Source organism: Alteromonas sp. CNT1-28, from assembly GCF_022348345.1.
In the GTDB taxonomy this organism is placed as follows: Bacteria; Pseudomonadota; Gammaproteobacteria; order Enterobacterales; family Alteromonadaceae; genus Alteromonas; species Alteromonas macleodii.
In genome coordinates this window covers 61,059-87,759 of the sequence record NZ_JAKREZ010000007.1, presented here as the reverse complement: position 1 = coordinate 87,759, position 26,701 = coordinate 61,059, and the positions used below count along the sequence as shown (strand labels likewise).

Genomic DNA, 26,701 nt, shown 5'->3' with positions numbered 1-26,701 from the left:
AAGCATTGCGCGACTAGTGCGCTGCCGCATAGTCTTCCACTTGTTGCCAAACGCGCAAAAGGTTTCCGCTCAATATCTTTTCGATGTCGGTACGGCTGTATCCTCTATCCAACAATCCTTGTACTAAGTTTGGAAAACTCGCCACGTCTTTAAGGCCAATGGGTAATGAGTCACCTACACCGTCATAGTCTGAACCAATACCCACGTGATCAACACCAATCAGTTTTACCACGTGATCGATATGGTCAAGCACTTCGTCTAGGGTTGAATAAGGGTATGGCACTTCTTTGCGATAATTCTCTTCAAAGTTCTCTAGCTTAGGGCTGTCTTCGCCTTCTTTTTCAACCAAGGCTTTGCGCGCTGCAGTAAGGCCACTACGCCACTTGCCAGCTTCTTTAGATACAAAACTAGAACCAAAGTTAATCATAATCACACCGCCATTTTCGCCGAGTTTTTTGATCATCTCGTCGTCCATGTTGCGCTCAAAACCGGGGGTAAAGCGGCGCAGTGAAGAATGTGATGCTATGACTGGCACCTTTGTTAACTCAATAACCTGATAAAAGGCGTCGTCAGACACATGGGAAATATCTAGCATGATGCCGATGTTGTTCATCTCGCCCACTAAAGTTTTGCCAAACGGGCTAAGGCCTTTCCATTTTCTGCGCAGGTCATACGAAGAGTCAGAAATGTGGTTAGCTTGACTATGAGCAAGGGTGATGTAGCGAATCCCGCGCTCGTAAAAATCCGTTAGATTCGCCAAGTCACCTTGAATAGGAGAACCATTTTCCATGCCCATTGGCAGTGAAATTAACCCTTTTTCAAATTGGGCTTTTACGTCAGAAGGGCTTTTAGCAATGGCAAATTTATCAGGTGCGCGGGCAACAATGGCTTCTACTGAATCGATGAGCTCATGGGCAAGCTGCGTAGATTCTGGAGAGTTGTCTAAACTAGCAGGCACGTAAATACTCATAAAAGGGGCGTTCAAACCACCAGATACTGCACGAGGGTAGTCGAAGTCGCCGTCCTGCGTGGCTTTAGTGACATCAACCCACTTTTCCTTTACGCGATAAGGAACATCAATGTGTCCATCAACAATAATAGTTTCTTGTGCGATCTTGATAGCTTTTTCAGATGCTGAATAAGTAGAGGTCTCAGCAAGTACAGAGTGTGAAGCAAAAAGCGCAGAGATAAGTAATGCGCAAGATGAGAGTGGGAAGCGTTCCTTCATAGAAAATCCTTATTTTGTTTTTTTATCGCTTAGGTCAAAAACTGCTAACTTAATAGCAATACGAGACTAAAGGATAATGCGCACTGCGACAATAGGCTTTTACTTGCTATGCATTTACCCCAGATTGCTCTCGCTAAGCCCTAAATTAGTCGATATTGCTCATTTTTAGAGCGCTTGTGCTTGTTTACTTCAAGTTTACATTGCAATAAAAATTTAAAACTTGTTATGGTGAAGACTGCGTGACTTCATTGCGCGAATACGGGATACTCCCAAGCGCTCCGCCAATTATCGATGACTACTATGCATCAGCGCGGCCGACGTAATTTTTTAGTGGCACCCGCTCTTCTCACATAATCAAGCCGGGGCCACAGCTAACAAGTATGAGAAATAAATATGGCTATTAATTTTGTACCGCTAGATAAAGAAAAGCATAAAGACCTAAAGGTTGCGGTAAATACATCTTTCAGCTTTGCGAAAAATACACACCTTGCAGCAGCAACGATCCGTGAATTTGCACAACTAGCTGCGACAATGCCGCTAGTGTTCATTGAAGACACTACATCAAAGCGTCACCACGTTGTGACTATGCTTGGTATGGAACAAGGTCAAAACCTTTTTCTAACTGGCGACAGCTGGAAAGGCCCTCACGTTCCAATGAACATCCTTCGCTATCCATTTGACGTGCGTCCAGACGGCGACAAGCTTGGCGTTTACATTGATGAAAACTCTGACCTTATTTCTGACGAAGGCCAAGCGCTATTCACTGAAGCTGGTGAAGCAAGCGAGTTCCTAGATAACCGTCAGAAATTCCTAGCAGACCTTGCGAATAGCGAAATGCTAACTCAGCGTTTTGTTGCGAAAGTCGTTGAACTGGACCTTCTTGATCCAATTCAAATTCGCCTTACTTACCAAGATGGTAAACAGCGCAATGTTACCGGCATGATGAGCATCAACGAGAAGAAGCTTCTTGAGCTGCCAGAAGAGCAGGTGCTTGAGCTACACAAGCAAGGCTTCCTAGGTGCTATCTACGCAGTAATGATGTCTGTTGGTCAGCTAAACCGCCTTGTTGAGCTTTCTAACGACACAGAAAACCCAATTCGCAGCATGCAGCTTTCTGCGGTTAAAGCAGAAGAAGCAACGCCAAACGCGTAATCGCTCCCTCATTTTGAAGTTTAAAAGCCCGCAAAGTTGCGGGTTTTTTTGTACCTAAAATTCACGTTCAGACTTCGTCATGTTTCGTTCAGAAACCGTTAAGTTTTAATGTCTTATCTTACACCTCGTTCCCAACACATTTTTTAAGGACAAAAGACATGAACACTAACACTAATAAGCTAAAAACTACGCTAACTGCACTATCACTTATCACGGCTTCAGTATTTACAGTCTCAGCAGCACATGCAGCTACACAAAACGAAGTACAGTTTACCGCTGTCGATCCTGAAGGATTCGATGACAACCTCTACGGTGCAAGGTATGTGCGCTACCTGGAAGAAGTTAGCGGAAACAGCGGCGCTTACCTTATAAACCCTTATCTTCAGCGTGTATCGAGTTTATCTGGTGGTTACGCCAATTTAGATGGTGCCGACTTTTTTAATCTTGGAGCGACGTTTTACATCGATGAAAACTTAATGTTAGCAATCGAAGGGGTTCATAGGAAATGGAACAATGGCTATGGCGAATCTGATAGCACCGACATAAATGCTAAGCTGGGTTACAACTTATCACGTGAGTGGCAAGTTGGCGCAGGTTTGACTTATCAGCACTTCAGCACTGAATATGTCTTCGAAGATGACGTGTTTGAAGCTAGCGGTAACGAATCTTCTGCATTAATTTTTACTCGTTACACAACTGTTGGAAAGGAGGGGAAAGGCTGGGACTTTATGGCCGAGTATATAGCTGAAAGTAATGACGTTTTTTATGGCTCAGCTCGTTACTTCTTCAATAAAGGTTTCAGTGTTGCTGGCTTGTTCACCTATTCAGATGCGCCAGACGGCTTTGTAAATGAAAAGGCTGTTGGAGTAGCACTCGATTATTGGGTCAATGAACAGTTTTCAATATCAGCAAGCTATGAAACGGATATTGATGGGGAAGAAAGCAGTGACGTTGCTTCACTTTCAGCATCCTATCGTTTCTAAGTAAGAACTCCCTGATTATTGCTATGCGTTAGCACGCGTTGATGTAAATGCAGTGAGTTAGCACTAGTCGTGTTAACTCACTCGTTTTTTAGCGTGCTGATGTGGCGCAGCTGTTTGAATTACGACTCAGCATACGCGCAATACCGCTGAAAACAGCGTTAAACATAATCGCGAGATCTCGCCGCTTATTTACAGTCAAAAACAGCAGTTCATCGATTAATTACACCTTTATTTTTTCTCACCTGAATATTTTTTAATCTTTTTTACACGCCTAATCATACACTTCCTAAAAACACTGTATATCCAACCAGTTTAAACCCAGTGTTTATGCGGCCTTCACGCCTTTTTTCTACTTGACAGTGGGGATCATTGATACCTAAACTGTATCTCAGTGGGTAAATGTGGCGAATTGTGGATCAAATCATCATCACTTTGCAGATTAGTACTCAAAAAACAAGAAAACCAAGAGCAAATAATAAAAGGCTAGGGGAATGTTCCGCGGCGCTAACGCAATCAATCTGGATACAAAAGGCAGACTGGCTATACCGACGAAGTATCGTCAGTCGCTGCTGGATGATTGTCAGGGACAACTGGTCTGCACAGTCGATACACAACAAAGTTGTTTGCTACTTTACCCACTTCCCGAATGGGAAGAGATTGAGCTTAAACTCTCTAAACTTTCAAGCATGATCCCAGCCGAGCGTCGCTTGCAGCGATTGCTACTAGGTTATGCTTCTGAAGGTGAGATGGATAAAAGCGGGCGCATTCTTGTTCCTACTCCACTGCGAAGTTTCGCAAAACTCTCAAAAGAAGTCATGTTAGTTGGTCAGTTAAACAAATTCGAAATTTGGGATGCCGATATTTGGGCACAACAAGTTGAAGCTGATATAGACACCGAACGCAAAGGCGAATTTGAACTTACCGAACGATTACAGGACTTTTCTCTATGACGCAGCCTAGCGAATTTAAACATATTTCAGTATTACTTGATGAATGCATTGAAGCCCTAGCGATCAAACCGAACGGTATCTACATTGACGCCACTTTCGGCCGTGGGGGGCACTCAGCACATATTTTGGATGCATTGGGCGAACACGGGCGACTCATCGCCTTTGACCGTGACCCGCAAGCAATCAAAGCGGCAGAACGTTTCGCCGATGATAAGCGTTTTAGCATTATCCACTCACCGTTTGGTGATATGGCAGAAGAAATCGAAGCGCTGGGACTAACCGGTAAGATTGACGGTGTGCTTATGGATTTGGGGGTGTCTTCACCTCAGCTAGATGATGCCGAGCGTGGTTTTAGCTTTCTTCGTGACGGCCCGCTGGATATGCGTATGGACACCTCACGTGGACAAAGTGCTGCAGACTGGTTGGCTAACGCCGAAGAACAAGACATTACGCAGGTTATTAAAGAGTTTGGCGAAGAGAAGTTCGGCAAACGCATAGCCCATGCCATTGTAAACACGCGCAAAGAAACACCCATCACGCGCACAGCTCAGCTAGCCAAAATTATCGACGAAGCGGTTCCTGTAAAGGATAAGTTTAAACATCCGGCAACTCGTGCATTCCAAGGCATTCGCATTTATATCAATGCGGAGCTAGAGCAACTTCGCGTTGGCCTTAAAGCGGCGACACAAGTGTTGGCGAAAGAAGGCCGTCTTGCCGTTATTTCGTTTCACTCGCTTGAAGACCGTTTAGTAAAACGCTTCATTAAGGATCAAAGTAAAGGGAAATCAGTACCACACAACTTGCCGATTACTCAGGCTGAAATAGATGCAGATAAAGTGCTAAAAGCTCTGGGTAAAGCAATAAAACCTTCAGAACAGGAGATTGCGAACAACGTTCGCTCTCGCAGTTCGGTATTACGTGTGGCAGAAAAGTTATGACCAAAGCCGCGCCAGACAAGGCCAGCACTAATTTTAAATTATTGCTAATAATTGTTTCAGATTTGACCCGCAACAAGTTGCGGGTTTTGTTGTATTTAATGGTTATCGCAAGTGCTATGGCGGTAACGCTTAGCAGTCATCACAACAGACAGCAGGTCATTGCTCTTGAAGACCTTATGCAAGAGAAAGATGAGCTGGATGTTGAATGGCGAAACCTAGTGCTTGAGCAACGTGCGTTGACCGAGCACAACCGCATAGAAAACCTGGTTGAAAAACAGTTAGAAATGTACCGTCCAACCGCAGACGATGAAGTAGTGGTGAAGTTGAAATGAGTACAACAGCACTTTCTCGTAAGCGTAAAAAGACCGGTGCAAAGCAAAATGTAACGCCAAGTTTAGTGCATTGGCGTTTTGTCGTTGTACTTGTGGTAATCATGCTGGTTTTCGGCGTGCTAGCCGCCCGTGCAGCCTATATTCAAGTTATTGAGCCAGACGAGTTAATTCAACAGGGTGACAACCGCACGCTAAGAACCCGTGATATGCCAACCTATCGCGGGCTTATTACCGACAGAAATGGTGTCGAACTGGCGGTAAGTGTTCCTGTTCGGGCCATTTACGCAGACCCTAAGGTTATCCATGAAAACAACGGCTTCGAGGAAGAACGCCGTTGGGAAGCGCTGGCAGATGTACTGCGCCAAGACGTCAATGAACTCAAAGAAAAAGTGGCAAACCCCAAACGCCGCTTTGTTTACTTGCAGCGTCAGGTGTCGCCTGCCATGGCAGAGTACGTTGATAAACTGGACATTCCAGGCATTTATCTTCGCCGTGAAAGCCGCCGCTACTATCCTACAGGTGAAGTTTCAGCGCAGTTAATCGGCGTAACCGATGTTGACGACACGGGCGTTGAAGGCTTGGAGCGCATGTATAACGAGTGGCTAACGGGCACGCCGGGTTCTCGTAAAATACGCCGCGATGCGAAAGGCCGTCAGGTAGAGATCTTAGAAACAAAATCAGGCGAAAAAGCCGGCGACCTGCAGCTGACTATTGATCAGCGTATTCAGGCACTTGCTTATAAAGAAATTAAAGAAGCCATGATTTATTACCAATCAAGCTCGGCTTCCGCCATTGTCATCGATGTAAAAAGCGGTGATGTGTTAGCCATGGTGAATGCACCGTCGTTCAATCCGAATGACAGAAGCGATATTTCTGCGCACAGAATGCGTAACAGGGTTATTACCGATGCGTTCGAACCAGGCTCGGCGCTAAAACCGCTGGCCGTCCTTACTGCATTAGAGTTCGGTGAAGTGGAGCCTGAAGACTCAGTAAACACTCATCCAGGATGGATGCGATTAGGCGGCAGCTTAGTAAAAGATTCGCGCAACTACGGCGAACTAACGCTAGAAGAAATTATTCAGCATTCCTCAAATATGGGAACGTCGAAGCTGGCGCTTTCTGTGCCTAAACAGTTCCTGCTGGATACCTATTACAATATGGGCTTAATGAGCGATACCGGGCTTAATATGGCGGGTGAGAGTAGCGGTATCTTTCATGAGCGCAGCCGCTGGTCTGAATTTGAGCTAGCCACGCTGTCATTTGGATACGGCATTTCGGTTACCACTGCACAGTTGGGGCGTCTTTACGCAACGTTGGCGAACGGCGGTATTAAAACACCGCTTAATGTCATCAAGTCGCCAGAGCAACCTTCATGGCAGGCTCAATCTGAGCGGGTGATCAGCGAAGAAAACGCTAACGCTATTGTTCAAATGATGGAAAGCGTAACCCAGCGTGGCGGCACAGCAACAAAAGCGTCGGTACCAGGTTATCGCGTTGCTGGGAAAACAGGAACAAGCCGAAAAGCGGTGGCTGGCGGGTACGGCGAAGAGTACGTCAACATTTTCGCCGGTATCGCACCTGTGTCTGACCCCAGGCTAGTAACTATTGTATTGATCAACGAACCCGGCGGTGATTTGTATCACGCGGGGGATACCGCTGCACCTGTCTTTTCATCAATTATGGGTGGCGCATTGCACATGTTAAACGTTACGCCCGATGACAAGCAGGTTACATCTAGCCGCTTATTGAAAGGAGGTCAAAGTGGTAGTTAGTGCCTTTATTCAAAGTATAAAAGCTTTATTGGCGAAATTTGGTGTAGACGCCCCAGATATCCGCATTGAAGGTTTAACGCTAGACAGCCGAGAAGTGAATACACGCTTAGCGTTCTTGGCAATTAAGGGCCACGAACGTGATGGTCGAGATTTTATACCCCAGGCAATAAGTTTAGGGGCCCGTGTAATTCTGGCGCAAACTGAAGACAGTAGTGCCCATGGTCAGATGGAAATGCGTGACCACAGCGTCATTATCTCGCTGTATGAATTACCACAAATGCTCTCTGCATTAGCTGCTGCATTTTACGACTACCCTGCTCAGAAAATGACGACAGTAGCAGTGACAGGGACAAACGGAAAAACCTCTACAGTTCAATTGCTTACCCAGCTTAAGGATGCGTTAGGTACACGTAGTGCAAGCATCGGAACTCTAGGGAGTAGTGTGTTTGAAGGCGATGAAACCCAGTGGTCGAACACGCCGGCAGCGAACACTACGCCCGATGCCATACGTATGCAATATTTGTTGGCAGACTTTGTGCAAAGTGAAGTGCGCCATACGGCCTTCGAAGCAAGTTCTCACGCATTGGTTCAAGGGCGGCTTGGTACAGTAAAAACCGATATCGCTGTTTTCACCAACCTTACTCGAGATCATCTCGATTACCACGGCACCATGGAAGAGTACGGCAAAGCCAAGCGCTTGCTGCTTCAGCAGCCAGGTTTAAAGGCTGTGGTATTAAACGCTAATGATGATGAAAGTAAGAAGTGGGATGGTGCAGCAGATAAGTCGATTACACGCATCTGGACAGGTATAGACGAAAGTGGTCTGGATGGAAGCGGTGAAAGTGAATACTTGCGAGAGCATAACAATCCTCAAAGTCGCCATTGTTTCGCCACAAATGCTTCTTATCATGCAGGTGGATGTAGCTTTGAACTGGTGAGTTCGTGGGGAAGCGCTGCTATTTCGCTGCCACTATTCGGAAAGTTCAATATCAGTAATGTATTGAGTGCTATAGGTACGTTACTCGCTGAAGGTGAGCGTTTTGATGACGTGGTTAACGCGGTAAATGCAATCACGCCTGTACCCGGGCGAATGGAAGTTTTCCCTGTAACGGGTGCGGCGAACCTAGTGGTGGACTACGCGCATACGCCAGACGCTCTGGAGAAAGTGCTGTTAAGCGCCAAATTCCATACAACGGGCAAAGTGTGGTGTGTGTTTGGCTGCGGCGGGGACAGAGACAAAGGCAAGCGACCGTTAATGGGGCAGGCTGCCGAGGTTGGTGCTGACGCTATTGTTATCACCACAGATAACAGTCGCAGTGAAAGCCCTGAATCTATCGCCGAGGATATCATTGCGGGTTTGAAAAACCGTGAACTGGCAGTGTCTATACCTGATCGCGAGCAAGCTATTCGTCATTGCCTTGAGCATGCGCATGAAAGCGACATCATCATCGTGGCCGGAAAAGGCCATGAAGATTACCAAATTATCGGTGACAAAAAGACTAACTATAACGAACGTGCAGTTGTGGCGCGACTGCAACAGGAGTACAGCAAATGATAACAACAACGCTGTCATGGATAGCCGAAAAGGTTAATGGAAAATTATTGAAAGGCGCTGCTGACGTTGAAGTGTCTGCAGTAAGTACCGATACCCGCACCCTAGAAGATGGCGCAGTTTACTTGGCCTTGAAAGGTCCGAATTTTAACGGCCATGATTTTATTTCAACGGCGGAGAAAGCGGGAGCAAGTGCGGTTATTGCCAGTGAAGACGCAGCAACCTCGTTACCTGTCATCATGGTTGAAGATACCAAAGAAGCACTTGGTCTATTAGGTGCGGCAGTAAAAGCTTATGTGGCACCCAAAACGATTGCGATTACCGGAAGCAGTGGCAAAACCACCGTAAAGGAAATGTGTGCCGCTATTTTGGAGCGAAGAGGCAATGTATTAGCCACAAACGGTAACTTCAATAATGATATCGGTGTGCCGCTAACCCTCCTACGCCTTGAACCTCAGCATGAATATGCAGTGATGGAGTTAGGCGCAAATCACATTGGTGAAATCGCCTATACCACGAACCTTGTTAAGCCGGACGTCGCGACTATCGTAAACGCCGCCGCTTCTCATCTAGAAGGCTTTGGAAGTTTGCTAGGTGTAGCGCGCGCCAAAAGTGAAATTTTTAAAGGCTTAGGCAGTGACGGCGTGGCGGTAGTCAATGTTGATAGCCAGTTTTCCGAATTTTGGCAAGGCAAACTTAAACAGACCAAAACGCTAACGTTTTCGCCCCAGCAGAAAAACGATGCTGATTTTAGAGCAGAAGATATCACCATTGGGCTAGATGGGTGCGCCGCATTCCACTTGGTTTGCCCGCAAGGAGATATGTCTATTCAGCTTACTATTCCTGGCGTTCACAACGTGGGGAATGCCCTTGTTGCTGCGGCATTAACGCTGCAAGTTGGCGCCACACTAGAAAACGTGCGCGACGGCTTACTTGCCATGAAGCAAGTTAGTGGTCGCTTAAATGTAAAGCAGCTTACCGAACAGGTTCGCCTGTTAGATGACACCTACAACGCCAATGTGGCTTCTGTTAATGCGGCAATTGATACGCTAAGTAGCTTTTCAGGTATCCGCGTTCTTGTTCTAGGCGACATGAAAGAGTTGGGTGAAAAAGCGCGTTTTTACCACGAGCAGGTGGGGGAATACGCTAAACAAAAAGGAATTAATTACCTGTATACCATGGGTGTTTTGAGTCAATCAGCCAGTGCTGTGTTTAATGAAAATGGTGGCCATTTCAGCGATGTTGAAAGTTTGTTGGCCGCAATGGAGAGTGATTTGTTAGTGCAGCAGCGCGATATTTCAATTTTAGTTAAAGGTTCACGCAGTTCCAGAATGGAACGTGTGGTAGAGGCGGTAGAGGCCTCTGCGCTGGGAAAGCACGATAGCCGTCGGGAGCGAATAGCATGTTAATTTGGCTAGCCGACTGGCTGACACAGTTCGATTCAGGGTTTAACGTATTTTCATACCTTACCCTTCGTGCAATTTTAAGCACGCTGACCGCATTACTTATTGCCATTCTTATTGGCCCTAAGATGATTCGTTATCTACAGCGTATGCAAATTGGTCAAACCGTACGAGACGATGGCCCGCAAAGCCATTTGTCAAAATCAGGCACACCCACTATGGGCGGGTTACTTATACTCGCAGCAATTGTAGTAAGCGGCCTGCTTTGGGCTGACCTGACTAACCGTTATGTGTTGGTAACCCTTACCGTGGTTGTGGCCTACGGTATTATTGGGTTTGTTGACGACTACAGAAAAGTGATCCGCAAAGATTCGAAGGGGCTTATCGCCCGTTGGAAATATTTCTGGCAATCTGTGGTTGCGTTAGGCGTCGCATTCTATCTATACAGCAGTGCAACAATAAGCGCTGAAACCTCACTACTGGTGCCTTTCTTCAAAGAAGTGTTCCCGCAGTTAGGTGCGTTCTTCATCATTATTACCTACTTTGCCATTGTAGGCACAAGTAACGCGGTAAACCTTACCGATGGATTGGATGGACTTGCCATTGTGCCCACTATATTGGTGGCAGGCGCATTTGCCATTTTCGCCTATGTGACAGGTAATGCGAACTTTGCTGAATACCTGAATATTCCTCATATTCCGCTTACCAGCGAACTGGTGATTGTGTGTACCGCCATGGTCGGTGCAGGCTTAGGCTTTTTATGGTTTAACACGTATCCGGCACAAGTATTTATGGGTGACGTTGGCTCACTAGCGCTAGGCGGCACACTAGGTGTGTTAGCTGTATTAGTGCGCCAAGAACTCGTGTTAATCATCATGGGTGGTGTTTTTGTTATGGAAACCCTGTCGGTCATCCTTCAGGTAGGTTCTTACAAATTGCGTGGCCAGCGTATTTTTCGTATGGCGCCTATTCACCATCACTATGAATTGAAGGGCTGGCCAGAGCCGCGCGTAATAGTGCGTTTTTGGATCATTTCAATCATTTTGGTTTTAGTGGGTTTAGCTACCCTTAAACTTAGATAAGTGGTAAAGAGATAAATCGTAATGTCGTATAACGTACGTGAGCATAGTTATGTAGTCGGTGGCCTAGGTGTTACAGGTCAGGCTTGCGTGCGCTTTTTGTTGCAAAAGCAGGCAACGGTTAAAGCATTTGATACCCGTGCTAATTTTACTCTAGTTACCGACCCTGATTCTGATATTGATACTGACATGCACGCGTTTATGGCAGAGAAGGTCACTTGCACTGCTCTAAGCGAGGATTACTTTGATGGTGTAGACACCTTGGTGTTAAGCCCGGGGCTTGCTCTTGATATTGAACAAGTGGCTTTAGCGCAAAAGTGTGGTGTTGAGGTGATCGGCGACGTGGAATTGTTTGCCCGTTTAAATGCCTCCACGAGTGATGCTACGCCAGCTAAGCGCGTAGTAGGTATAACCGGCTCTAACGGTAAAACCACGGTTACTTTATTAGTGAACCATCTGCTCAAAAAGTGCGGCGTAAAAAGTATTGAAGCGGGTAACGTAGGTCGCCCTGTGCTTGAAGCGCTTCAAAGTGATGCAGATGTAGTGGTGATGGAGTTATCAAGTTTTCAACTTGAAACAACGTCTAGCTTGGTGCTCGAAGCTGCTACTGTCCTTAATATTTCCGATGATCACCTAGACCGTCACGGTACCCTTGAAGCCTATATCGATGCCAAGCATCGCATTTTTGATAACGCGAAATCTGCGGTTGTGTGGCGAGACGGTGAGTTTGTAGCACCTTACGAGCAGCTTATTACCGATGCTAAGGGGATTGCTGCATCAAATGCAGTATCTGATGGCGAATCTAATGCCGCGTCTAATGAAGAGTCGCTAGCGTCAAAAAATATCGTTGAATATGGACTGGGAGAGTCGACCACAGGGTTTGCGATTGCGTCTTTTGACGGTGACGATAGTGCTCGTGACAATGAACAAAGTCTATATATAACGTTTAAAGACGAAAAGCTTATTGCCCTTAGCGATATTCATTTGGCGGGCATGCACAACGTACTAAACATCATGGCTGCATTGGGTATCTGCCTTCAGCTAGGTGTTTCGCCAGCGCTCGCTGTTAAACATCTACACAGTTTTAAAGCTGCACCACATCGTTGTGTGGAAATAGCCCGTGTAAACGACATCCGCTATATCGACGATTCTAAAGCAACCAACATTGGCGCCACGGTAGCTGCCCTTGAAGGGTTAGCCCCGACTATACAAGGGAAGCTCATTCTTATTGCAGGTGGTGACGCTAAAGGCGCTGATATAGCCAGCCTCTCGCCTTATCTAACTAAATATGTATCGCACGTGTTTGCTTTGGGCAAAGATGCACACCTGTTTGAAAAGAGTTTTGCGCATACAACTCGTGTGGCAACGATGAAAGACGCCGTAAAAGCAGCAACAAGACTTGCTGCCCCTGGTGATGTTGTGCTGCTTTCGCCTGCGTGTGCAAGTTTAGATATGTTTAAGAACTATATGCATCGCGGTGACGTGTTTAAACAAGATGTACACGACCTACTTAATCTACACAGTAAGAGCGACGATGCTGTGGAGGCCACATCATGATTGCTGCCTCTACCAAACTTAGCGCGTTATTTGCCGCGAAGCACGACGGACAACCTTCGGCAACGCACCCCTATGACGTGACGCTTATCTTAATTGCGCTCGCGCTAATGAGTATTGGCATTATTATCGTCACCTCGGCGTCGATGCCGGTGGCCGATAGGCTGCACGACAACCCCTTCTATTTTGCTATTCGCCACGGTATTTATATTGCGTGTGCCTTGACGGCTGCAATGATAACCCTTCAACTGCCGATGCAGTTTTGGCGTACCACTAACCCGTACCTGTTACTCGCGGCGATTGCGCTGCTCGTAGCAGTATTGCTTGTCGGTCGAACGGTGAACGGGAGTACCCGTTGGTTGGCGATTGGGCCTATAACCATTCAAGCTGCCGAGCCTGCTAAGCTCTTTTTCTTTGCCTATTTGGCGGGTTATCTGGTTCGCCGCTACGAAGAAGTGACCGAAAATCTAAAAGGATTTATTAAACCCCTTGTCGTGTTCTTTGCGTTAGCGATGCTATTACTGCTACAGCCAGACTTAGGTACCGTCGTTGTGATGTTTGCAACCACGATTGGCTTGCTGTTTTTAGCGGGTGCACGACTTTGGCAGTTCTTCGCACTGGTGTTTGCAGGCATATTGGCGGTTGTAGCGCTTATCGTGTTTGAAGAATACCGAATGAAACGGGTTACCTCCTTTTTAGACCCTTGGGCTGATCCGTTTGGCGCTGGTTATCAGCTAACCCAGTCTTTAATGGCCTATGGCCGCGGTAACTGGTTTGGGCAAGGCCTAGGCAATAGTTTGCAAAAACTGGAATTCTTACCCGAAGCACACACTGACTTTGTTATGGCCATCTTAGCGGAAGAGTTAGGCTTTGTTGGTGTGCTTGCCGTACTCGGCCTAATTTTGTGGATGGTGTTGCGTGCGCTGAGCATTGGAAATAAGGCACTTGAAAAAGGGCGAGCGTTTGATGGTTACATGGCTTACAGCATAGGCATCTGGTTCAGTTTCCAGACGGCGGTAAATATTGGTGCAAGCGCGGGTATCCTGCCAACCAAAGGGTTAACACTGCCGTTAGTTAGCTACGGCGGCTCGTCACTTATCATCATGTCAGTAGCAGTAGCCATATTACTTCGTATCGATTTTGAATTACGGGTTGATGGCGTACAGGCGATTGGCCGGTGCGACAGCAAATCCGGTAAGAGCAAGGCCCGCCGTAAAAAGCCTATTCCTACAAGCGAGTCGCAAACTAAAGCGTCACAAGCTGAAGGTGAGGCAAGTGTAGAGAGCGGGGCCGATGAAGCGGATTTTTCTACAGCGACGGTTGAAGCTAAACCTAGCGCCAAAACATCAAGTGCAGAAGACGAAGGAAAAGCTGGCATTAAAGCTATACTCGCGCGGGTAGCGCAGGAGGCTGATAATGGCTAAGCGTTGCTTAATTATGGCTGGCGGTACAGGCGGGCATGTTTTCCCAGGCCTTGCAGTGGCAAACGCGCTTCGAAAGGAAGGTTGGGACATTCATTGGCTAGGCACCGCCGAGCGGATGGAAGCGCAAGTTGTGCCTAAGCACGACATACCTATTCACTTTATTCCGGTAAAAGGGCTTCGTGGCAAAGGTGTTACGGCACGTCTTCAAGGTGCTGTTGCGTTAGTTAAAAGCTTATTTTCTGCAAGGCGAATTATAAAGCGCCTTCAACCTGATATCGTTGTTGGGTTTGGCGGTTACGCTAGCGGCCCTGGTGGGGTTGCTGCAAAAAGCTTAGGTATTCCCGTTATTGTGCATGAACAAAATGCAGCGGCAGGCATGACCAATAAGCTTCTTAGTAAATTCGCAAGTCGCGTGCTTCTGGGCTTTGACGATGCCAAAGAACAATTTTCAGGTGGCGCTACTAAGGTGCATACTGTGGGCAATCCTGTTCGTGATGAAATTTGGCAGGTGAAGCCCAAATCTGTAGACATTGACGCAGACGCTCGTGAAAACACCACAGAGCATAAACAAGGCCTTAATTTACTTGTTGTAGGCGGCAGTTTAGGCGCACAAATTCTCAATGAAACCGTGCCGGAGACTTGCGGGGTGCTAGAAGGTTTATCAATAAAACACCAGTGCGGTAAAGGCAACAGTGAAGGTGTCATTAAAGCCTACTCGTCGGTGGGCGCAGATATGTCGAAAATCGATGTCAGCGACTTTATCGATGATATGGCGGCAGCGTACGAATGGGCAAATTTTATTGTCTGCAGAGCCGGAGCGCTTACGGTAAGTGAAGTTGCGGCTGCCGGACGCGCGGCGATTTTCGTACCGCTACCTTTTGCGGTAGACGATCACCAAACAAAAAATGCGCAATCGTTAGTTAAGCAAAATGCGGCACTAATGATTGCTCAATCTGTATTGAAAGAAAATTTGGGGCAGGCGGTGCGTCAGTGGTTAAAACACCCTGAAGACTGCTTAAGAATGGGTGCGGTAGCGAAAACATGTGCAAGCACTCATGCCACGGAAAATGTAGTAAGCCACGTTAAAAGCGTGGTAGGAGTAGGGGACTAATGGTTTTTAAAACCCCATTTGAAAGCCCGCAAATGCGCAGGGTTAAAAATATATTCTTTATTGGTATCGGCGGTGCCGGTATGGGTGGTATTGCCGAAGTATTATTAAACGAAGGTTATGCTATTGCTGGCTCTGACATTCAAGAAGGGCCAATGACACAGCGGCTAAGCGAATTAGGTGCAGATGTGAAAATAGGCCACCGTGCGGAAAATGTTGAAGGCATGGACGTTATTGTGGTGTCTAGCGCCATCAACGAGCAAAACCCAGAGATTATCGTGGCTCGTGAAAAGCGCATTCCGATTATTCGCCGTGCAGAAATGCTGGCAGAATTGATGCGATTCCGCCACGGTATTGCGGTGGCGGGTACCCACGGCAAAACGACTACAACCAGTTTGATTTCAACGATTTTCGCAGAAGCGGAGTATGATCCTACGTTTGTTATCGGTGGTTTGCTTAACAGCGCTGGTACGAATGCGCGACTAGGCAAAAGCCGTTATCTAATCGCAGAGGCTGACGAGAGCGATGCGTCCTTCCTTCATTTGCAGCCGATGGTTTCCGTGGTGACCAATATTGAAGCCGACCATATGGATACTTATGGTGGCGATTTCTCAAAGGTGAAAGATACCTTTGTTGATTTCTTGTCGAACCTTCCCTTTTACGGGCAGGCCATCGTGTGCGGTGACGATGCAAATATTCAAGAGATTCGCCCTCGTATAGGCCGAAGTATTCTGACCTACGGTTTTGAATCTCACAATGACTATCGCGCAGAAAATGTTTCACTGTCATTCGGTAAAGCGAATTTTACGGTTATTCGCCCAGAACGCGAACCGTTAGATATAACGCTGAACTTCACCGGTAACCACAACGTGCTTAATGCCCTTGCCGCTATCGCTGTAGCAACGGATGAAGGTGTAGATGACGACGCTATCATTCGCGCACTAGCTAGTTTTGGCGGCATAGGTCGTCGTTTCGAGCAGCTAGGTACGTTTACTACCAGTAAGGGAGAGGTGTGTTTAGTCGATGACTATGGTCACCACCCAACCGAAGTAAGGGCGACTATCGCTGCGGCTCGTGCAAACTGGCCTGATAAGCGCTTGGTTATGGTTTACCAGCCACATCGCTTTACGCGCACCCGCGACCTTTACGAAGACTTTGTTGAGGTACTGTCGAGCGTTGATGCACTGTTGCTTCTGGATGTATATGCTGCCAGTGAACAACCTATTGAAGGTGCTGACAGTAAAGCGCTATGCCGTTCCATTCGTCAGCGCGGTCAAATAGAGCCTGTGTACGTAGGTGACAAAGACGCCTTACCAGCTATTTTGGCGAATATCATGCAAGATGGCGACATCGTTATGACCCAAGGGGCGGGCAACATCGGACAAATTGCTAAGCTCTTAGCTCGTCACGCGCTAGAGCCGATCACACTTGCAAAGGAAGGGAAATAAGATGTTTACACCTTCAGTAAGTATTCACTCACAGAAAACCCACTCGCCGAACGAGTATGGCAAAGTAGCTGTGCTGCTCGGCGGTGACTCTGCTGAACGGGAAGTATCGCTTAATTCGGGCAATGCGGTGTTAAATGCATTGTTACGACAAGGCGTAGATGCGTTTGCGTTTGACCCAGCAGAGCGACCTCTGACCGACCTTATCGACCTTAACGTCGATAGAGCGCTCATTATGCTGCACGGTCGCGGTGGTGAAGATGGCTCTATGCAAGGAGCCCTTCAGTTCCTAAAAATCCCCTACACGGGAAGCCGAGTTTTAGGTTCTGCGCTGGCAATGGACAAAATTCATACTAAGCAAGTGTGGCAAAGTTTAGGCTTACCCACTGCAAAATATGAAATTGCTGATAAAAGGCACTTTGAAGCTGGTAAGTGCAGCGCTATAATGGATAAATTGGGGAATGAAGTCATGGTAAAACCGGCCAGAGAAGGGTCGAGTATTGGCATGGCGAGAGTGACAAGCGCTAAACAGCTCGAAACTGCCATTCAGGACGCCTTTAAATATGATAATCAAGTCCTGTTAGAGCAGTATATAGATGGCCCCGAATTCACTGTTTCTGTATTGCAGGGACAGGCGTTGCCGTCTATTCGCATGTCCACTCCACATACATTCTATGATTATGCTGCGAAATATCAGGATAATACAACAGAATATTATTGCCCAAGCGGCTTGTCTGAAGAGCAAGAAGCACAGCTAGCAAAACTAGCATCCCGTGCTTTTGATGCTATTTCTGGCAGCGGCTGGGGTAGAATTGACGTTATGCAGGACAACCAAAGGCAGTTTTATTTGCTAGAGGCGAACACAGTGCCTGGCATGACAGAAAAAAGTTTGGTGCCTAAGGCAGCCAAAGTTGCAGGATTAACTTTTGATGAACTGGTATTAAGTATTCTTTCTACCAGTTTTGATGACGTTGCAAACAAGGCGTAAACGTGGCTGATACCAACACTAATCAAGGTAAGCCCGCTTCTGCAAAGAGCGGCAAAAGTAAAACGGCAGTGTGGGGCGGCGTCGCTTTCTTACTGTTTGTTATTGCAGGATTAGTGTTTGGTGGGCTTAAAGCAAACCAGTATTTGCAAGACGAACAGCAAATGCCGGTACAGGTTATCGATTTTTCTGGTGATTATCAGCACATCGATATTACCAAGCTAGAGCGGTTAATACGTAAGGCGCAGCCTGGAAGCTTTTTCGCGCTTGACGTCAACGAAGTATTTGAGCTTGTTGAAGCGCAGCCTTGGGTTTATCGCGCGTCAGTAAGAAAGAAGTGGCCAAATACGTTAAAAATTTATTTGGTTGAGCAGCAGCCAGTTGCGCAATGGAATGAAGATTTGTTGTTAAACCCTTATGGCGATACGTTTAACGACGAAGGCGTGAAGTTAGACTTACCGCGTCTTTACGGCCCGGGTGGCAGCGAAAAAACCGCCCTTGAAGGCTACAACGCCATGCACGCGTTGATTGCGACGACGGATATGACGTTAGACGAGCTGTCCTTAAGCGAGCGATTTGCATGGCAAGTGCAGTTGAAAAACGGCATTAAATTGAATTTAGGACGCCAGGAGTTTATCGATAGGCTACAACGCTTTATTGATGTTTATCCACTTCTGGCGCAACAAGAGAAGGCGGTGAAATACGTCGACCTTCGCTATGACACGGGCGTAGCAGTCGGATGGAAAGACGACAGCGCCACAGATGAAGAGAGTTAAGGAAACCATGTCAAAACCTGCTGAACGCAATTTGATTGTAGGACTAGATATCGGCACCAGCCAAGTAAAAGCTGTTGTGGGTGAATTACTAGAAGATGATCAAATCAGTATTGTTGGCGTGGGCACCCATGCATCGAAAGGCATGGATAAGGGCGGCGTTAACGATTTGAACCTGGTGGTGAAATCGGTCCAGCGTGCAGTAAACGAGATGGAGTTAATGGCAGATTGCCGTGTGTCTTCAGTTTTTATGTCTATCTCGGGACGACACGTTAAGTGCCAAAATGAAAATGGCATGGTACCGATTAACAATCAGGAAGTAACACAAGAAGACGTAGATAACGTTATTCATGCAGCGCGCAGTGTGCCTATTGCAGCGGAACGTCGTCTACTACACGTGTTACCACAAGAATTTACTATTGATGTGCAGGAAGGGATTAAGAACCCTATTGGCATGTCGGGAGTAAGAATGGAAGCGGATGCTCACATTATTACCTGTGCCGACGATATGGCGAAAAACATGGTGAAATGTGTTGAGCGTTGTGAACTTAATGCCGATCAGCTGATCTTTTCAGCGTTGGCATCAAGTTATGCGGTACTGACTGACGACGAGCGCGAGCTTGGCGTATGTGTGGTTGATATCGGTGGTGGTACTATGGATATGGTTATCTACACCGATGGCGCTATTCGTCACACGGCGGTAATACCGGTTGCGGGTAATCAAATTACCAGCGACATTGCTAAAATATTTAGAACGCCTATCAGCAATGCAGAAGAAATTAAGGTGAATTACGCCTGTGCATTGAAGGATATGGTGAGTATGGAAGACAGCATTGAAGTGCCTAGCGTGGGCGGACGCCCAGCTAGAGTGATGTCTCGTCATACGTTAGCTGAGGTGATTGAACCTCGCTATCAAGAGCTTTTTGAGCTGGTACATGATGAAATTCGTGCCAGCGGTCTGGAAGAGCAAATCGCTGCAGGCCTTGTGCTTACAGGCGGTACCGCTAAGATGGAAGGTGCCGTGGAATTTGCCGAAGAACTTTTCCAGATGCCCGTGCGCGTGGGCAAACCCATCAACGTAAAAGGCTTGTCCGAATATGTTGATGACGCTGGATTTGCGACAGTCGTAGGACTGCTGCAATATGGCAAAGTACAATCTGACAATAAGAAGTCCAGTACGCAGAAGACCGGTGAAAGCTTATTTCATCGAGTGCAAAGCTGGTTTAAAGGTGAATTTTAATTTTATTTTGGGGGCGCTATAGCTACGGCATCAAGGCTAGCAGGAAGCAATTAGCCTAAGGGAATGACCTGGCGTAGTGTTTAAAAGACGTACAACCGGAGAGTAAGTATGTTCGAATTAATGGATAGTCACGGCGAAGAAGCCGTAATCAAAGTCATCGGTGTCGGTGGCGGCGGCGGCAATGCCGTTGAGCACATGGTGTCTCAAAGCATTGAAGGCGTAGAATTTATTGCAGTTAACACCGATGCACAGGTGCTTCGCAGCTCAAGTGCAGACGTTACACTTCAAATTGGCTCAAGTGTAACAAAAGGGTTAGGTGCGGGTGCTGATCCGAACATTGGTCGAGAAGCAGCACAAGAAGATAGAGAAACCATTCGTCAGGCGCTAGACGGTGCAGACATGGTTTTCATTACTGCCGGTATGGGCGGTGGTACAGGAACGGGCGCAGCGCCAGAAGTGGCAAAAATTGCTCGTGAAATGGGCATTCTTACGGTAGCGGTAGTTACCAAGCCATTTCCATTTGAAGGTAAAAAACGCACCTCGTTTGCGGAACAGGGCATTGTTGAGTTGTCTAACAACGTTGACTCGCTAATTACCATTCCTAATGAAAAGCTGTTAAAAGTAATGGGTCCAGGCACGCCGCTTCTTCAAGCGTTTAGCGCTGCAAATGACGTATTACGCGGTGCAGTTCAAGGTATTGCTGAACTGATTACCCGTCCTGGTCTAATCAACGTTGACTTCGCAGACGTACGTACCGTTATGTCTGAGATGGGTAAAGCGATGATGGGTAGTGGCGCTGCAAGCGGTCCAGACCGTGCTGAAGAAGCTGCTGAAGCCGCGATTGCCAGTCCGCTTCTTGAAGATATCGACTTGTCAGGCGCGCGCGGTATTCTTGTAAATATCACTGCGGGTCCAGATTTCGCCATCGACGAGTTTGAGACTGTTGGTAACGCCGTTAAAGCGTTTGCCTCAGAGAATGCCACAGTGGTTGTGGGTACAGTGATCGATATGGAAATGACAGACGAGCTTCGCGTAACGGTTGTTGCAACCGGTATTGGCGCAGAGCGCAAGCCTGACATTTCGCTAGTAAGCTCTGAAGGCTCTCGTCTAACACAGCCTGCAAAAGAATACGGTAACACGCAATCAAGTGAACCACGTTCTGCAGTAGGCGGTACAGAGGGCAATCAGGCGCTGAAGGCCGACGACAGTGCACAGCCAGAAAATGATTTGGAATATTTAGATATTCCTGCATTTCTTCGTAAGCAGGCAGACTAATTTAGCTGCCTGAAACGGAAGGGAATTATTTCGCGTTTGTGATGTCTCACCTAGTAAGGTGTATTTATACAACGTGAAAAATTTCGCGTGGATAGGTTGATTAAATACGTAATCTGACAGAGTTAAATCCGTCAGAACGGGTGTTTTTTGACATGTGAGTAATAACTCACTATAATTCGCGCCCGCTTTTTTTAATAGGTAAAAGCTTAAGCAGATGATTAGACAACGTACAATCAAGCAATCGGTACAAGAGACCGGAATTGGGCTTCATAAAGGGGAAAAGGTCACAATGACTCTCCGACCTGCGCCAGCAAACACGGGTATCGTGTTTAGGCGTGTTGACCTTGAACCACATGTTGACATACCTTCGCGTGCGAACGCGGTAGGTAATACCATGCTGTGTACGTGCCTGAATAACGAAGACGGTGTGACTATCCAAACGGTAGAACACTTAGCGTCTGCGCTTGCAGGTTTAGGTATCGACAATATTATTGTTGAAGTAGACAGTAACGAGCTGCCAATTATGGACGGAAGTGCTAGCCCGTTCGTATTCTTGCTTCAATCTGCCGGTATCGAAGAGCTAAACGCGCCTAAGCAATTTATTCGTATTAAAAAGCCAGTTCGTGTAGAAGATGGCGATAAGTGGGCCGAATTAGTGCCTTATGACGGTTTCCGCGTTGATTTCCAAATTGACTTCGATCACCCAGTGATCAGTCAGACTCGTCAGCATATGGTGATGGATTTTGATTCATGCTCATATGTAAGCGAAGTTAGCCGTGCACGAACTTTTGGTTTTATGCGCGACTTAGAGTACATGAATGCTAACAACCTAGCGTTGGGTGGCAGCATGGAAAACGCAGTGGCGTTGGACGAATTCCGCGTACTCAACCCTGAAGGATTGCGCTACGACGATGAGTTCTTAAAGCATAAGATTTTGGATGCTATCGGTGACTTATACCTTGGTGGCCATAGTCTAATTGGTGAATTGCGTGCGTACAAAACAGGCCATGGTCTGAATAACAAGCTATTAAATGCAGTACTTGCGCAAAAAGAGTGTTGGGAGTTCGTAACCTACGACTCGCAGGAAACAGCACCAATTCGTTATGCTCAGCCCGCATTAGCGTAAGAATTTTAAAAAGCCGCCTTACGGGCGGCTTTTTTTCGTATGGCAATTACTGAAATAAATGATACAGTAGCCGAATAATTAATATAAATTTCACCCATGTGACATAAAAACGATAGGTCGAAGGTTGTCGCCTTTGGCTAAAAACACATTCATCGTGGTATGAAGTGGTATGAAAAGAGTGGCGTGAAACAGCAATTTTCTTCGTGGTATGAAACTAACAATTACACTCGCTGGTAAAAATAAACGCTATAGGCACAGTATTAGTGTCCGTACGCTTGTGAGCGCAACCGTGCTCTCGTCTATTTTTATGCTAGTGTCGAGCCGTTCAACAGAATCGGTATCAGAAGATATTGCACGAGTTCGTTTGGCACAGACTGAAGTCAACGAACGGCAAAAAGACGTTGAAGCGTTAAAACAGCAAACAACGGTCAAATTACAAGCTTTGCTTTCTCACGTCGCAGAGTTATCTGCGCAGGCTACATTGCTGGACGAGAAAGGTAAGCAAATCGCAACAGAATTAGGTATGTCAGCGGCTGACCTGGACGCTTTCGTACCGGTATCGATACCGGATAACCTTCAAGACGATCCCATCCTTCACGAAATAGCCAAACTAGAGCAATCACTCGATTTGAAGTCTCAACAGTTGTCTATGCTTGAAAGTTTGGTCAGGGGTCACCATATCCACGAACAGAGCCAATTATCTGGTCGTCCGATAGAGTCAGGGTGGTTGTCTTCTTATTATGGTATGCGGGCCGACCCGTTTACCGGCGAACCAACTATGCACAAAGGGCTAGATTTCGCTGGTAAGGCAGGGGAAAACGTAGTGGCAACTGCCGCAGGTATTGTGACCTGGGCTGGTGATCGCTACGGCTATGGCCAACTTGTAGAAATTGATCACGGTGATGGTTTTGTTACCCGCTATGGGCATAACGACACCCTTACTGTCTCAATAGGCGACGTGGTAACCAAAGGGGAACCTATCGCTAAAATGGGCAATACTGGGCGCTCAACTGGCGTTCATGTTCACTACGAAGTAATAAGAAACGGAAAACAAGTCGATCCTCTGCCTTTTGTCTACAAAAAGTAGCGTAGGTAGCAGCCAGGTAATTCTCGTAGACGGTGTCTTTACTTATTAAAAGTCATCAAAAACGAAGAAGCATAATTTTAGAACATCGCAAAACACAACGTGGTTACCGTTGTGTTTTATACGTTTAATTTAGCTGTGCACATTGTGCGGCGCCTCGACAAGTAGTGGAATAATAAAGCTAATGTTTTCAAGCATCCTTCGAAAAGTATTCGGTAGTAGAAACGACCGACTATTAAAAAAATTACGCAAAAACGTAGATGCCATCAATGCACTGGAAGCAGAATTTGAAAAGCTTTCCGATGAGGCGCTAAAGGCTAAGACAGACGAATTTAAAGCGCGTATTGAAAAGGGTGAAACCCTTGACGATATTCTTGTAGAAGCCTTCGCTACTGTGCGTGAAGCAAGTAAACGCGTATACGGCATGCGTCACTTCGACGTTCAGATGCTAGGTGGTCAAGTACTTCACCAAGGTAAAATTTCAGAAATGCGCACGGGTGAAGGTAAGACGCTTACTGCTACCTTGCCAACTTACCTTAATGCTTTGTCTGGCAAAGGGGTTCACGTTGTTACTGTGAACGATTACCTTGCTCGTCGTGATGCTGAGTGGAGTAACCAGTTATTTACTTACCTAGGTATGCGTGTGGGCTGTAACGTGCCTGGTATGTCGCCGCAGCAAAAGCGTGAAGCTTATCAAGCTGACGTAACCTATGGTACGAACAACGAATTTGGTTTTGACTACCTTCGTGACAATATGGCATTTAGCCCACAAGACCGCGTACAGCGCCCGCTTAACTATGCGGTAGTGGATGAGGTAGACTCAATTCTTATCGACGAAGCCCGTACACCACTTATTATTTCTGGTCAGGCCGAAGATAGCTCAGAGCTGTATCGCCGCATCAACACCATTATTCCTAAACTTGTTCAGCAAGAAAAAGAAGATGAAGAAGGTCAAGAGGGCGATGGTGACTACACGATTGACCTTAAGGCAAAACAAATTCATCTTACCGAGCGAGGTCAAATTCACGTTGAGGAAATTCTTCAACAAGAGGGCATGCTACCTGAAGGCGAGTCGCTGTTTGCTGCAGGTAATATTTCACTGCTTCATCATATTAACGCTGCGCTTCGTGCACACAAGTTATTTGCTAAAGACGTAGACTACATCGTTAAAGAAGACCAAATCGTTATTGTTGACGAGCATACGGGTCGTACGATGGAAGGCCGTCGCTGGTCCGAAGGTTTACACCAAGCTGTAGAAGCGAAAGAAGGGGTACGTATTCAAAACGAAAACCAAACCCTTGCGTCAATTACCTTCCAGAATTATTTCCGCTTGTATAACAAGCTTGCGGGTATGACAGGTACAGCAGATACAGAAGCCTTCGAATTTAACCATATTTACGGCTTAGAAACGGTAGTTATCCCAACAAACCGTCCCATGCAGCGTAAAGATATGGCTGACCTCATCTACCTAACGGCAGAAGAAAAATACGAAGCCATTGTTGAAGACATTAAAGAGTGCGTTAAACGCGGTCAACCTACGCTTGTGGGTACTGTGTCTATCGAGAATTCAGAACTCATTTCTCGCATTCTTAAGAAGTCGAAAATTCCTCATAAAGTGCTTAACGCTAAGTTCCACGAACACGAAGCAGATATCGTCGCTCAGGCTGGTAAGCCAGGCGCGGTTACGATTGCGACTAACATGGCAGGTCGTGGTACCGATATCGTGTTAGGTGGTAACTGGCAGGCAGAAGTAGAGAAGATTGAAAATCCAACTGAAGCGCAAATCGAGAAGATCAAAGCTGAATGGAAAGAAAGCCATGACGCTGTGCTTGCCTCAGGTGGTTTACATATCATTGGTACTGAGCGTCACGAATCTCGCCGTATTGATAACCAGCTTCGCGGCCGTTCTGGTCGTCAAGGTGACCCGGGTTCCAGCCGTTTCTATCTGTCGTTAGACGATGCACTTATGCGCATTTTCGCTTCTGAAAAAATGGGCAACATGATGAAGCGTTTGGGTATGGAACGCGGTGAAGCCATCGAGCATCCATGGGTTACACGTGCCATTGAAAACGCGCAGCGCAAGGTGGAAGGTCGCAACTTCGATATTCGTAAGCAGTTGCTTGAATACGATGACGTGGCTAACGATCAGCGTAAAGTTATTTACGAACAGCGTAACGAACTTCTTGATGAAGGGGATATTAGCGAAACTATCGCCGCTATTCGTGAAGACGTTATTTCAAGTGTTGTTGACGAATACATTCCGCCACAGTCTCTGGAAGAAATGTGGGACGTAAGTGGCCTAGAAGAGCGTATGCGCGCAGACTTCGCGGTAGACATGCCTATTAAAACGTGGCTTGAAAACGACGATAAGCTGTATGAAGAAAAGCTTCGTGAACGTATTTTAAATGAAGTGATCTCTGCCTATAAAGAAAAAGAAGCAGTCGTTGGCGAGCAGGTATTACGTCAGTTCGAAAAGGCGGTGATGCTTCAAAACCTAGACAGCCATTGGAAAGAGCATTTGGCAGCGATGGATCATCTACGCCAAGGTATTCACTTACGCGGTTATGCTCAGAAAAACCCTAAGCAAGAGTACAAGCGTGAGTCATTTGCCTTGTTCTCGCAAATGCTTGAAGCGCTGAAGGTTGAAGTAATTACTATTCTTGCACGCGTTAAAGTACAAGCCGAAGAAGATGTTCAAAAAGTAGAAGAGCAGCGTCGTCAAGCGGATGACGTGCCTAAAAACTTTGAACATGAAGAGGCGAATGCTGCGCCAGAAACCGCAAGCGATGCAGTACGCCCTCAGGTTCGTGAAGGCGCTAAAGTAGGCCGTAACGACCCATGTCCTTGTGGTTCGGGCAAAAAGTATAAGCAGTGTCACGGTAAGCTTAAGTAATGAAAGTCGTACATGTTGCTGTGGGTGTTATCGCCCGCGGCAATGAAATTTTCATCACCCTTCGCCCTGATGACGTTCATCAAGGCGGGAAGTGGGAATTTCCAGGTGGAAAGGTGGAAAGCGGTGAAACTGTTCTTCAAGCATTAAAGCGAGAGCTTGCTGAAGAGGTGGGGATTAACGCCAACCACAGCGAACCCGTTATAGTCATTACTCACGACTATGGCGACAAGCAAGTTAAGCTAGACGTTCATCGAGTGAACGATTTTACTGGCGAACCTCATGGCAAAGAGGGGCAACAGTCTCGCTGGGTAAATGTTGATGCACTTAATGCGTCAGATTTTCCAGAGGCAAATGTCCCAATAATTAAAGCATTACAGCAATAAAAAATGGCCACATTACATGTGG

The 26,701-nt window shown here is 46.7% G+C and carries 22 protein-coding genes; 21 read left to right on the top strand and 1 reads right to left on the bottom strand.

Translation table 11 applies throughout. The features are described 5' to 3' along the window. Positions 1-13 precede the first annotated feature (13 nt). Positions 14-1,228 carry a dipeptidase gene (locus MHN02_RS06675; RefSeq protein ID WP_239245181.1) on the bottom strand — a complete coding sequence of 405 codons (1,215 nt, stop codon included), beginning with the start codon at positions 1,226-1,228 and terminating at the stop codon, positions 14-16. A 393-nt stretch (positions 1,229-1,621) separates the two neighbouring features. Here MHN02_RS06675 and MHN02_RS06670 point away from each other — a divergent pair, with 393 nt between their 5' ends. The 21 genes from MHN02_RS06670 to mutT all read left to right on the top strand — a co-directional run bounded on the left by MHN02_RS06670 (position 1,622) and on the right by mutT (position 26,679). Then, a complete protein-coding gene (locus tag MHN02_RS06670) occupies positions 1,622-2,380 on the top strand; it encodes a SapC family protein (RefSeq protein ID WP_061486409.1) in 759 nt (252 codons plus the stop codon). A gap of 158 nt (positions 2,381-2,538) precedes the next feature. Further along, a complete protein-coding gene (locus tag MHN02_RS06665; protein WP_239245179.1) occupies positions 2,539-3,363 on the top strand; it encodes a hypothetical protein in 825 nt (274 codons plus the stop codon). 491 nt (positions 3,364-3,854) lie between these two features. Next, entirely contained in the window at positions 3,855-4,313 is a 459-nt protein-coding gene (mraZ, locus tag MHN02_RS06660; RefSeq protein ID WP_012519465.1) for a division/cell wall cluster transcriptional repressor MraZ, read from the top strand. Next, positions 4,310-5,251 carry a 16S rRNA (cytosine(1402)-N(4))-methyltransferase RsmH gene (gene rsmH, locus MHN02_RS06655; RefSeq protein ID WP_014950437.1) on the top strand — a complete coding sequence of 314 codons (942 nt, stop codon included), beginning with the start codon at positions 4,310-4,312 and terminating at the stop codon, positions 5,249-5,251. Before mraZ ends, rsmH begins: the two co-directional genes overlap by 4 nt. Continuing rightward, the gene (gene ftsL, locus MHN02_RS06650) at positions 5,248-5,583 is read left to right on the top strand and encodes a cell division protein FtsL (RefSeq protein ID WP_136781995.1); all 336 of its coding nucleotides are present in this window, start codon (positions 5,248-5,250) and stop codon (positions 5,581-5,583) included. The genes rsmH and ftsL overlap by 4 nt, the downstream gene beginning before the upstream one ends. Next, positions 5,580-7,355: a penicillin-binding transpeptidase domain-containing protein gene (locus MHN02_RS06645; RefSeq protein ID WP_171337960.1), complete on the top strand. Its 1,776-nt coding sequence runs from the start codon at positions 5,580-5,582 to the stop codon at positions 7,353-7,355. Before ftsL ends, MHN02_RS06645 begins: the two co-directional genes overlap by 4 nt. Next, a complete protein-coding gene (locus tag MHN02_RS06640) occupies positions 7,345-8,910 on the top strand; it encodes a UDP-N-acetylmuramoyl-L-alanyl-D-glutamate--2,6-diaminopimelate ligase (RefSeq protein ID WP_171337961.1) in 1,566 nt (521 codons plus the stop codon). The genes MHN02_RS06645 and MHN02_RS06640 overlap by 11 nt, the downstream gene beginning before the upstream one ends. Next, entirely contained in the window at positions 8,907-10,316 is a 1,410-nt protein-coding gene (gene murF, locus MHN02_RS06635; RefSeq protein ID WP_171337962.1) for a UDP-N-acetylmuramoyl-tripeptide--D-alanyl-D-alanine ligase, read from the top strand. The genes MHN02_RS06640 and murF overlap by 4 nt, the downstream gene beginning before the upstream one ends. Continuing rightward, positions 10,310-11,392, top strand: coding sequence for a phospho-N-acetylmuramoyl-pentapeptide-transferase (gene mraY / locus MHN02_RS06630; RefSeq protein WP_014950432.1), 1,083 nt, complete (start codon positions 10,310-10,312; stop codon positions 11,390-11,392). The genes murF and mraY overlap by 7 nt, the downstream gene beginning before the upstream one ends. 21 nt (positions 11,393-11,413) lie before the next feature. Then, positions 11,414-12,946 carry a UDP-N-acetylmuramoyl-L-alanine--D-glutamate ligase gene (gene murD / locus MHN02_RS06625; RefSeq protein WP_171337963.1) on the top strand — a complete coding sequence of 511 codons (1,533 nt, stop codon included), beginning with the start codon at positions 11,414-11,416 and terminating at the stop codon, positions 12,944-12,946. Further along, the gene (gene ftsW, locus MHN02_RS06620; protein WP_171337964.1) at positions 12,943-14,367 is read left to right on the top strand and encodes a cell division protein FtsW; all 1,425 of its coding nucleotides are present in this window, start codon (positions 12,943-12,945) and stop codon (positions 14,365-14,367) included. The genes murD and ftsW overlap by 4 nt, the downstream gene beginning before the upstream one ends. Next, on the top strand, positions 14,360-15,478 hold the full coding sequence (gene murG, locus MHN02_RS06615; protein ID WP_171337965.1) for an undecaprenyldiphospho-muramoylpentapeptide beta-N-acetylglucosaminyltransferase: 1,119 nt from the start codon (positions 14,360-14,362) through the stop codon (positions 15,476-15,478). Before ftsW ends, murG begins: the two co-directional genes overlap by 8 nt. After that, positions 15,478-16,923, top strand: a complete 1,446-nt coding sequence (gene murC / locus MHN02_RS06610) for a UDP-N-acetylmuramate--L-alanine ligase (RefSeq protein WP_239245176.1) — start codon at positions 15,478-15,480, stop codon at positions 16,921-16,923. The genes murG and murC overlap by 1 nt, the downstream gene beginning before the upstream one ends. Position 16,924: 1 nt before the next feature. Beyond that, positions 16,925-17,908, top strand: a complete 984-nt coding sequence (locus MHN02_RS06605) for a D-alanine--D-alanine ligase (RefSeq protein WP_014950427.1) — start codon at positions 16,925-16,927, stop codon at positions 17,906-17,908. 2 nt (positions 17,909-17,910) lie between these two features. After that, entirely contained in the window at positions 17,911-18,681 is a 771-nt protein-coding gene (locus tag MHN02_RS06600; RefSeq protein WP_014977223.1) for a cell division protein FtsQ/DivIB, read from the top strand. 7 nt (positions 18,682-18,688) lie between these two features. Continuing rightward, positions 18,689-19,918, top strand: a complete 1,230-nt coding sequence (gene ftsA / locus MHN02_RS06595) for a cell division protein FtsA (RefSeq protein WP_014980043.1) — start codon at positions 18,689-18,691, stop codon at positions 19,916-19,918. Positions 19,919-20,026: 108 nt separating this feature from the next. Continuing rightward, positions 20,027-21,193: a cell division protein FtsZ gene (gene ftsZ / locus MHN02_RS06590; RefSeq protein ID WP_014980042.1), complete on the top strand. Its 1,167-nt coding sequence runs from the start codon at positions 20,027-20,029 to the stop codon at positions 21,191-21,193. 214 nt (positions 21,194-21,407) lie between these two features. Then, positions 21,408-22,319, top strand: coding sequence for a UDP-3-O-acyl-N-acetylglucosamine deacetylase (gene lpxC, locus MHN02_RS06585; protein WP_014980041.1), 912 nt, complete (start codon positions 21,408-21,410; stop codon positions 22,317-22,319). A 208-nt stretch (positions 22,320-22,527) separates the two neighbouring features. Next, complete coding sequence (locus MHN02_RS06580) at positions 22,528-23,406, top strand: M23 family metallopeptidase (protein ID WP_014950422.1); 879 nt, start codon at positions 22,528-22,530, stop codon at positions 23,404-23,406. A 181-nt stretch (positions 23,407-23,587) separates the two neighbouring features. Next, the gene (gene secA / locus MHN02_RS06575; RefSeq protein WP_171337967.1) at positions 23,588-26,296 is read left to right on the top strand and encodes a preprotein translocase subunit SecA; all 2,709 of its coding nucleotides are present in this window, start codon (positions 23,588-23,590) and stop codon (positions 26,294-26,296) included. Beyond that, positions 26,296-26,679, top strand: coding sequence for an 8-oxo-dGTP diphosphatase MutT (mutT, locus tag MHN02_RS06570; protein ID WP_171337968.1), 384 nt, complete (start codon positions 26,296-26,298; stop codon positions 26,677-26,679). Before secA ends, mutT begins: the two co-directional genes overlap by 1 nt. Positions 26,680-26,701: the final 22 nt, after the last annotated feature.

Excerpts from the sequence above, each read along its gene's own strand:
- MHN02_RS06670 (WP_061486409.1), top strand. The coding sequence starts at position 1,622 with ATGGCTATTAATTTTGTACCGCTAGATAAAGAAAAGCATAAAGACCTA.
- mraZ (WP_012519465.1), top strand. The coding sequence starts at position 3,855 with ATGTTCCGCGGCGCTAACGCAATCAATCTGGATACAAAAGGCAGACTG.
- MHN02_RS06580 (WP_014950422.1), top strand. The coding sequence starts at position 22,528 with ATGAAACTAACAATTACACTCGCTGGTAAAAATAAACGCTATAGGCAC.
- MHN02_RS06675 (WP_239245181.1), bottom strand. The coding sequence starts at position 1,228 with ATGAAGGAACGCTTCCCACTCTCATCTTGCGCATTACTTATCTCTGCG.
- murF (WP_171337962.1), top strand. The coding sequence starts at position 8,907 with ATGATAACAACAACGCTGTCATGGATAGCCGAAAAGGTTAATGGAAAA.
- ftsZ (WP_014980042.1), top strand. The coding sequence starts at position 20,027 with ATGTTCGAATTAATGGATAGTCACGGCGAAGAAGCCGTAATCAAAGTC.
- mraY (WP_014950432.1), top strand. The coding sequence starts at position 10,310 with ATGTTAATTTGGCTAGCCGACTGGCTGACACAGTTCGATTCAGGGTTT.
- MHN02_RS06665 (WP_239245179.1), top strand. The coding sequence starts at position 2,539 with ATGAACACTAACACTAATAAGCTAAAAACTACGCTAACTGCACTATCA.
- ftsA (WP_014980043.1), top strand. The coding sequence starts at position 18,689 with ATGTCAAAACCTGCTGAACGCAATTTGATTGTAGGACTAGATATCGGC.
- ftsL (WP_136781995.1), top strand. The coding sequence starts at position 5,248 with ATGACCAAAGCCGCGCCAGACAAGGCCAGCACTAATTTTAAATTATTG.
- mutT (WP_171337968.1), top strand. The coding sequence starts at position 26,296 with ATGAAAGTCGTACATGTTGCTGTGGGTGTTATCGCCCGCGGCAATGAA.
- murC (WP_239245176.1), top strand. The coding sequence starts at position 15,478 with ATGGTTTTTAAAACCCCATTTGAAAGCCCGCAAATGCGCAGGGTTAAA.
- MHN02_RS06605 (WP_014950427.1), top strand. The coding sequence starts at position 16,925 with ATGTTTACACCTTCAGTAAGTATTCACTCACAGAAAACCCACTCGCCG.
- lpxC (WP_014980041.1), top strand. The coding sequence starts at position 21,408 with ATGATTAGACAACGTACAATCAAGCAATCGGTACAAGAGACCGGAATT.
- murD (WP_171337963.1), top strand. The coding sequence starts at position 11,414 with ATGTCGTATAACGTACGTGAGCATAGTTATGTAGTCGGTGGCCTAGGT.
- MHN02_RS06645 (WP_171337960.1), top strand. The coding sequence starts at position 5,580 with ATGAGTACAACAGCACTTTCTCGTAAGCGTAAAAAGACCGGTGCAAAG.
- secA (WP_171337967.1), top strand. The coding sequence starts at position 23,588 with ATGTTTTCAAGCATCCTTCGAAAAGTATTCGGTAGTAGAAACGACCGA.
- murG (WP_171337965.1), top strand. The coding sequence starts at position 14,360 with ATGGCTAAGCGTTGCTTAATTATGGCTGGCGGTACAGGCGGGCATGTT.
- ftsW (WP_171337964.1), top strand. The coding sequence starts at position 12,943 with ATGATTGCTGCCTCTACCAAACTTAGCGCGTTATTTGCCGCGAAGCAC.
- rsmH (WP_014950437.1), top strand. The coding sequence starts at position 4,310 with ATGACGCAGCCTAGCGAATTTAAACATATTTCAGTATTACTTGATGAA.